The sequence below is a fragment of the Ruminococcus sp. CAG:379 genome (assembly GCF_000434255.1).
GTDB classification, from domain to species: domain Bacteria; phylum Bacillota; class Clostridia; order Oscillospirales; family Ruminococcaceae; genus Ruminococcus_F; species Ruminococcus_F champanellensis.
In genome coordinates, this window is sequence record NZ_FR894927.1 from 884 (window position 1) to 2,024 (window position 1,141).

The window sequence follows — 1,141 nt, forward strand, 5'->3', positions numbered from 1 at the left end:
CCTGCCGATCCATATATGCCTTCTGAATGGCAGCAATCTGCTCCGGAGTATAGGGAGGCTGACCGGACTGGGCACGCTGCTGTGCCAGAACATCCAACTGCTGCTGGGTCAGGGGTACAGGGGTAAATGCAGCCGGCTGTGCAGGCTTGGATGCGGCATGCGCATCCGGATCCTCCAGCACCGGTGCCTGTACCCCTTCCAGGCTATGCTTTTTCCGGGTATCCACATAATCATCATCCGCCAGCGTGGGGGCTGCCACGTCTGCAAGATGGGACTTCTTTTCCTTGGGCGCAACGTATGCCGTATCCTCCAGCACCGGCGCAGCTACGCCCGCCAGCCGATCCTCCTTCTGCTTGGGCACATAGGTGGACTCCTCAAGCTGGGACAATCCGTTGTTCTGTTCTTCGCTCATTCCCATCACCTCCGTATGATTGACCGCTGCTTACCGTTCCAGAATCTGGCTTCTGTCCGGGCCAATGCCGATCATAGCGATCCGGCAGTCGCACAGCTCCTCCAACCGGGCAATGTAACGCTTGCAGCTTTCCGGCAGCTCCTCAAAGCTCTTGCAGCCGGAAATATCCTCGTCAAAGCCCTCTGCTTCCTCGTAGATGGGCGTACAGCCAGCCAGCTCCTCCAGTGTGGGAGGCAGGTTCCGGGTGATGGTGCCGTCCGCCATTTTGTATGCGGTACAGATCTTCAGAGTGCCCAGACCGCTGAGGGTATCCAGCTTGTTGATGGCAAGCCCGTCCAGACCGTTCACACGCACAGAGTGCCGCACGATCACTGCGTCAAACCAGCCGGTTCTCCGGGGTCTGCCGGTGGTGGTGCCGAATTCGCCGCCTACGTTCCGGATCTTCTCCCCGATTTCATCGTTCAGCTCGGTGGGGAAGGGTCCCTTGCCCACACGGGTGGTATATGCCTTTGCCACGCCGATGATGTTGGAGATCATCCGGGGACCAACACCAGTACCTACACATACCCCTGCAGACAGAGGATGGGAGGAGGTAACGTAGGGGTATGTACCAAAGTCAATGTCCAGCAGGGTCGCCTGCGCACCCTCAAAGAGGATGGTCTTCCCCGCCTTGTCCGCTTCATAGGTCAGCACGGATACATCCGCCAGGTAGGGCAGCAGCCGCTTGCC

At 59.0% G+C, this 1,141-nt stretch carries 1 protein-coding gene and 1 pseudogene; both read right to left on the reverse strand.

The window, feature by feature from the left end:
• Positions 1-412: pseudogene (locus QVO51_RS10370) on the reverse strand (hypothetical protein); the annotation flags it as partial.
• Between the two features lie 30 nt (positions 413-442).
• Positions 443-1,141: adenylosuccinate synthetase (locus QVO51_RS10375; protein ID WP_288168187.1), on the reverse strand; the 699-nt coding region annotated here is incomplete at its 5' end.